Genomic DNA, 7,850 nt, shown 5'->3' with positions numbered 1-7,850 from the left:
TAGATAAGTGAATTGGACGATTATATTCACATAAGACCACGAAAAGCAACTGAAGTGCTGTTCAGTTGCTTTTTTTATATGTATTAACATACCACTTAGTATGAGAATAGATATTCATACATGAGTGAATAACATGTACGTCGTGCCTAAATAGGGCTACCTTTTCTTGTTGATATTGAGATTAAAGTTATATTTTTAAGATTATGTTAATAAGAAGAGGAACTGCTGAATTAATTGACAACAAGAAAAGGTATATGTTAGAATATAGGTAAGTGAATGGGAAATGTCTATCAAATTTCATCACGAAAGCCAATTGAACTGCTTTTTCAATTGGCTTTTTATATTAATATTTAATATTCACACACAAGTGAAATATGTGCGTCGTGAGCTAAATGGCTACTTTTTCCTGTGATTATCCTTTAGCAGATAGTATTCTATCAAAAGAAGTATAACTCCTGATATTAAATTCACAGGGATTTGGGTAATGTCTATCATCGTTTCATCACCTCCCTTTCGGGGCAGTGCCTACCTTTATTAAAACATTCGAAATTATTTGAAAAAAGTTTTTTCTCTTTTGGTTATAATAAAAATTATATTTTTAATAATGTATAAACAGAGAAAAAAGAGGAGAAAAAGAGGGGATGTCTTTTGACAAAATTTAAAGAATATGAAATAATTAAGATGTATATATTGTAAATATTAATTTATATAGTTACATTTTAAACGACGACGATTAGTTAACTATAAATTAAATGATTTTAAAAAAACGTATTACGAGTCGTTTATTAACTTTTTTATTATAAAACCAGGTACAAAAGCTGTGCCTGGTTTTTAATTTTTATTATAAATTTTATATAAAATATTAAATAATAAATCCATTTATATTATACTTATAAAAACGTTATATCTGAAAATTACCTTTGTTTTTCAGATAATATATGTTAAAATATAGAAATATACTTTAAATACACTTAAAAAAGATAGGAGAAGAAGGAATGACACTGACTAAAAAGGCAGCTGTAAGTGTGCTGAGTGCAGCATTACTACTAGGAAATATCAGTACATTTAATTATGGAGTATCATCGAAAATAACACTAGCTCAAGAAGAAAAAAAAGATGAGCTATCGAATGTTTCAAAAAGTGAAGAACATAAGTTTCAAGATGATGATAAGGTAAAAGTAATTGTTAAGTTAAAGGGCGATGTTGATCCCAATAAGTTAAAAACTAAAGAAGGAATTAAAGAAGTTACAGAATCAACAAAAGCACCTAGAGAAAAGGCATTAAAAGATATTAAAGATAAAGGTATCGATTATGAAAAACTGTTTGAGTATGATACATTGATGAATGGTTTTGCCTTAGAAACTACATTCTCAAATGCTAAAAAAATTCAAGAGTTGGATTTTGTAGACACTGTTGAAATAAGTGTTAGCTACAATAAACCAGAAAATGTAGTGAGCAAAGAAGAGAAAAAAGAAAGCACTGAAGCTAATGATTTTTCTAAAGCTTTAGATAGTTATAATCTTATTAATATACAACCTCTTTGGAATAAAGGATATAGAGGACAAGGAAAAGTTGTTGCAGTATTAGATTCAGGACTTGATCCGAATCATCCAGTGCTTAGATTATCAGATAATTCAAAATCTAAATATAAATCTAAAGATGAAATTGAAAAAATAAAAAAAGAAGCGGGTATAGACTACGGTAAGTGGTATAGTGAAAAATTACCCTTTGCATTTAACTATAACGACTGGGATAATGATATTAAACAAAGTGCTTATAAATCACACGGTATGCACGTTGCTGGGACTGCAGTAGGTAATCCTAAGGAGAAATTTACAAATGGTGATTATGTAACAGGTATAGCACCAGAAGCGCAGTTGATTTTTATGCGTGTATTCTCGGATACCAAAAATTCAGGAACAGAGTCTTATATCTATACAAAAGCTATAGAAGATGCTATTAAACTTGGTGCTGATACGATAAACCTAAGTTTAGGTTCGCCAGCTGGTTCAGTAGTAGAAGTAGGTGACGGTTTAGTTCGTGCGATGGATGTTGCGAAAAAAGCTGGTGTTAATATAGTTGCAGCGGCAGGAAATAATGCGTTCTTCGCTAGTGGACAAACAAACCCAAGTGCAGCTAATCCAGATTATGGAACTGTAGGAAGACCATCGGTTTCTGAAGATGCGATTTCTGTAGCGAACATAAGCAACAGTGTTCTTAACAGAGAAGTGGCGAATATCGAGCAACTTAAAGACAATGCTGACTTTGATAATGGAAAAATGCCAATTTTTAGCTATACTAAACAATTTGAGAAGAGAGCGTACGACTATGTATATGTTGGAGTTGGTAAAGCTGAAAACTACGCTGACAAAGATTTAACTGGAAAAATCGCCCTTATCCAACGTGGTGGTAATAGCTTTGAAGAAAAAGTTAAACTAGCTAAACAATACGGAGCAGCTGGAGCGGTAATCTACTTCAATGAAGGAGACACTATTTATAACTTAACGTTAAATGGACAAGATAAAGATTTTCCTGTAGTAACAACTTATTATAAATTTGGTAATGAACTTTCTGCTCATGAAGGGGAATATAAAATAACATTTAATGGTGCTTGGGATAAACAAGACAATCCTAAAAAAGGTGAATTCGATGAATCTACTGGTTGGGGAATGAGTGTTGATGGATACTTAAAACCTGATGTAACAGCACCAGGTGGAGATATCTTATCATCTTATAATGATGGAAGATATGGTCTAGATAGTGGAACAAGTATGGCTTCTCCACACGTTGCGGGAGCTATAACTCTTGTGAAACAAGTATTATCAGAAAGATTCCCGAACTTAAGTGCTGAAGAAATTCAAGGCTTAGCGAAGAGATTAATCATGAGTACGGCGACTCCAATGGCGTATTCTGATGCTTATACAACAGCATATAGATCACCACGTCTTCAAGGTGCAGGGTTAATCGATGCGAATAAAGCTGCTTATGGAGATCTTTATGTGACTGGAGAAAACAACTACGGAAGTGTTTCTCTAGGAAATGTTGGAGATAAATTTACTTTTAAATTAGTATTACATAATCTATCAGACAAAGCTCAAAACTTACAATATGCAGCTCACCTAACTACAGATAACTACTATGGCGAAGATGCTGGAGTAGATTGGAATGGTAAACTTACAATGACTCCTAAGAAGTTGTTGACGACTGATTGGGCTACTGTAGAAGTTCCAGCAAAAGGTGAAAAAGAAGTAGAAATTACCGTAGATGCTACGAACTTCAAAGAAGAACTAGAAAAAGTATTTACTAATGGTTATTATCTAGAAGGATTTGTAACTTTCTATGATGAAGAAAGCGCATTAAAAGCAAACATTCCATTTGTAGGATTTAAAGGTCAGTTCCAAAATCTACCAGTATTAGAAAAACCAATATATTCTATGAAAAATGGAGAAAAACCAACATATGAGTATGGTTATACTTCAAACCCTAATAACTGGGATTCATTAACAGAGATGAACTTCACAGGAGTGTTAACAACTTATAAAGAAGATAAAAAAGATAAGAGAACACTAGCAGGAGCATATGTAAATCCTGTTACTGGTGAAAGATTCTTTACTGATAAAATTTTCTTCTCGCCGAATGGTGATGAGATTTATGATGAGATAGGAATGAGAGGGGTATTCTACCGTAACTTCGAAAACCTAAAACTTTCAGTATATGCTAAAGACGATGTAGAACGTAAGAACCCACTTTACCAAAATGGTAATGGTTCTGGTAATAAAAACTTTTACAATAATACTGGTAAGAAGTACACATCATTAACTATGACAAACTGGAAAGGTGTTGACAATAACGGTAACCCTCTTCCAGACGGTGAGTATCAATATGTAGTTTCTTATAGTGCAGCAGTAAGTGGTGCAGATATGCAAGAGACAACATTCAATGTAGTAATCGATAGAAAAGCTCCGAAAATCACAGGTGCTAATGGTGGTTACTATGATGAAGCAACTCGTAAATTCACACCATATCCAGTACTAGAAGATGGAAGTGGAGTATTCTATAAAAAATTAAGTTATGGTAAAAATACTATTGCGGCAAATGAAGATGGAAGTTACACAATTCCAGAAGGTGTAGAATTAAAAGATATTACTTTTGAAGTAAAAGACTTTGCAAACAACAAAGACAGTATTAATTTATCAAATGTTGAAGGAAACGGTAAAGGAAGTCTAGAAGTAGAAGTTAAGAAAGGTGATGGAACTGGAAATAATTCACGTCGCTTACGTTATAAGATCACTAATGAAAAAGGTGAAATCATAGGTGAAGACTTCTCTAGAAATAAACGTACTTACCAAGCATTACCATTCGGTAAATATACTGTTGAAGTAGTTATGGTTGATGGAGAGTACAAGCTACTTACACCATCAAAAGTTGATTTTGAAATAACAAAAGAGAAACCAACAAAAGAGGTTGAATTTAGAGTTGATGAAATTAGTAGAAATGCTACAGAAATAAGCTTTGATAAACAAGTGCCAGCAGGAACAAAAGTTTATGCAGTAGCTCAAGATGGTACTAAAATATCACTTCCAACAAGTTTATACGGAAAAAATGCTTTCCAGAAAAACTTAGAAAATGGAACATACACAATTCAAATAGTAACACCAGAAGGATATACTCCAGCAGAAAACAATTTTGAATTAGTAGTAAAAGATGGGCACAACAAAAAACAAGTTGTCTTAAACGTTGCAGAAAAAGTAGCAAGTGTAGGAACTGCTGAGAACTCTAAAGCACAAGGTACAGTGGATTTCACTGAGAAAAAACTTTACAATAATTACAAACTAGTTGTAACAGAGCCAACTGCAGAAGAGAAAGCAAATATTCAAAAACAATTAACAGAAGGTAATGTAGACTTAAGCAAATATGATGTCGAATACTTTGGAATTCATATCGTAGATGCAACAGGAAAAGAAGTTAAAGTTCCTGGTGATAGAACGGTAACTTTAGATTTAGCGAAAGCTCCAGAGCGCTTCTTCCATGAAAAAGATGGAAAATTAACAGCTGTAAGTAGTGTTAATTATGCTGATGGTAAGCTTACATTTACTACTGATAGCTTCAGTAACTTTGTAGTATTAACTCCAAAAGATGCTCCAGTAGAGAAGAAAGCAGAAGTGAATAAAGCAGAGCTTCAAAAAGCAATAGAAGCGGATAAAGCGTTAGATGAAACTAAAGAGTACAAAAATGCAACTATTGAAGCTAAAGATGCATACAATAAAGCATTAGAATCAGCTAAGAAAGTTCTTGAAAACGAAAATGCAACTCAAGAAGAAGTAAATAGTGTGGTAGCAAGCCTAAACGCAGCTAAAGTAACATTAGCTAATTCACAACAACCAGAAGTGAAAAAAGAAGTAGACAAAGCTAAATTAATTGAAAAATTAAAAGAAACTGAAAAACTTCAAACTGAGGTTAAATTCAAAAATGCTGGACAAGATAAAAAAGATAACTTCGTAAATGTTATAAAAGAAGCGACAGCAGTTCTTGACAACAAAGATGCAACTGAAAAAGAAGTTGCAGCTGTGTTAGAAAAATTACAACAAGTTGAAAATGTTCTTGATGGTAAAGAAGTAGAAGTTCTGAAAAAAGAGGATCCGAAACCAGCAGCTGAAGAACCTAAGAAAGAGGAGCCAAAACCGGCGGCTGAAGAGCCTAAGAAAGAAGAGCTGAAACCAGCAGCTGAAGAACCTAAGAAAGAAGAGCCAAACCCAGCGGCTGAGACTCCAAAAGAAGAGTTGAAACCAACAACTGAAGAACCTAAGAAAGAAGAACCGAAACCAGCAGCTGAGACTCCAAAAGAAGAGCTGAAACCAACAACTGAAGAACCTAAGAAAGAAGAACTAAAACCAGCAGCTGAGACTCCAAAAGAAGAGCCGAAACCAACAACTGAGGAACCTAAGAAAGAAGGCAACAAAACTCAACCAGAAACACCAAAAGTAGATAAGAAAAACCTAAATGAACAACTAAGTCATTTAGCAGAAGTCAAAGAGAAAGATAGTTTTGAAAGTGCAAGTGCAGAAGATAAGAAAGCTTATCTAGATGCAGTTCAAAAAGCACAAGAACTATTAGCTTCGGCAACGGCTACTCAAGAAGAAGTAGATAAAGCATTAGAAGCATTAAAAGAAGCGGAGAAAAAAGTTTCTAAAAAATCAATTAAAGATATCCTAGGTGGTTTTGTTGGAAAAGAAACTAAGAAAGAAAGTACATTTAATCTAGATGAAGATTTCGGAAAAGTTTCAAAATCTAATTCATTACTACCGAAAACAGGATTAGATAATAATGCGACAGTTTATGCTGGAATTGCAGTACTAGCTTTAGTAGGGCTAACTGTTTACGTAAAACGTCGTAAACAAAAATAAGATAAAATATATCGACTTCAAAAGTTAGAGTTTATTCTCTAATTTTTGAAGTCGTATTTTTATGTTAATGAATCACTGTATCTATGAGTTTGTATAAAAACTTTTTAAGATCTGGAGCTTTTTCGTTAACCTTTGAAAAAATTATAGCACGCCTCAATTATAGACACATGTTTAAGTAAGGTATATAATAATAAGTGACATGGAGGAACTATTTAGAATATGGAAAAACTAGATTATTTAATAAAAACACTAAATTCAGAAATAGAAATACCGGAGACGGAACAAGAAAAGAAAGATTTATTTAGATCCTTAATGAACACGTGGAAAGTGTCGGAGTTACCGAGTGAATTCTATGAAGTTCAAGATGAGTATTTACAAGAGATTCTAAATGCTAAAGGAATAACAAGATTAGAAGATTTAACTGAAATCGATGAGAATATTTACCTATGGCAAGGGGATATTACAACGCTACAAGTAGATGCTATAGTTAATGCGGCGAACAAGGCTCTATTAGGATGTTTAATTCCTCTGCACAGATGCATCGATAATGCCATTCACACGCAAGCAGGACTACAACTTAGAAAAGAATGTGATGATATTATAAAAGCACAAGGAAGTTTTGAAAAAACAGGACAAGCTAAGATAACAGCAGGATATAACTTGCCAGCTAAACATGTTATTCATACTGTTGGGCCAATAATATATCGTATTGTTGAAGATGACGATAAGGAATTACTTGCATCATGTTATAGAAATTCTTTAAAACTTGCTTTAGAGAATAATCTTAAGAGCATTGCTTTTTGTTGTATAAGTACCGGAGAATTTAGATTCCCGAATGATCTTGCTGCTGAAATAGCGGTAGCTGAGGTTAAGAAGTTCTTTAGAGAAAACCTGGATGCTGATTTAAAAGTAGTATTCAATGTATTTAAAGATTTAGATAAGAAGTTATATGAAGGATTGTTAGGTTAAGAGAATTGAGAGAGGGAGTGGCTCAAAAATCGTGATTTCGAAGAAAAAAGATTTTGTTGAGTCAGCCCCGCACAGTTTATTAGATATCTAAAAAGCTTTTATATAGCGGATTTAGATATCAATAAACCACTGGGTCTATGAGTTATCATATACACTATTTAAAATTTAGGACTTTTAGCTTAGCCATAGGTATCAAATTTGTGATATTTAGAAAACTAAACAATAAGTAATTAAAAATAGAGTTTCGGTTTTATGATTTAAATTGTTATCTTAACTTGTAAAATGATAATATCTCTCCAAAATTTGCCTAAATTCTGGGGGCTATTATCAATTTATTGATTTATATATTTACTTGTGTTAAAATAGATTTATAAAGAGGGCACCGTTTTAAAGACGGCGACTCAAGAAAATAATTTTTTAAAATAACTATCTTACTCGGTCAAAGGGTACTGAACCCAAAAAATTGGACAAAATATT

At 32.9% G+C, this 7,850-nt stretch carries 2 protein-coding genes; both read left to right on the top strand.

Annotated features, from left to right (window positions below):
* The first annotated feature begins 995 nt into the window (after positions 1 to 995).
* Positions 996 to 6,404 (top strand): S8 family serine peptidase, encoded by a 5,409-nt coding sequence (locus tag HMPREF3186_RS06635; protein ID WP_060914481.1) that lies wholly within the window; start codon positions 996 to 998, stop codon positions 6,402 to 6,404.
* A 219-nt stretch (positions 6,405 to 6,623) separates the two neighbouring features.
* On the top strand, positions 6,624 to 7,373 hold the full coding sequence (locus HMPREF3186_RS06630) for a protein-ADP-ribose hydrolase (RefSeq protein WP_060914480.1): 750 nt from the start codon (positions 6,624 to 6,626) through the stop codon (positions 7,371 to 7,373).
* The last annotated feature ends 477 nt before the right edge of the window (positions 7,374 to 7,850 follow it).

The organism is Gemella haemolysans (genome assembly GCF_001553035.1).
Taxonomy (GTDB): Bacteria; Bacillota; Bacilli; order Staphylococcales; family Gemellaceae; genus Gemella; species Gemella haemolysans_B.
This window is presented reverse-complemented; position numbering and strand designations above follow the sequence as displayed.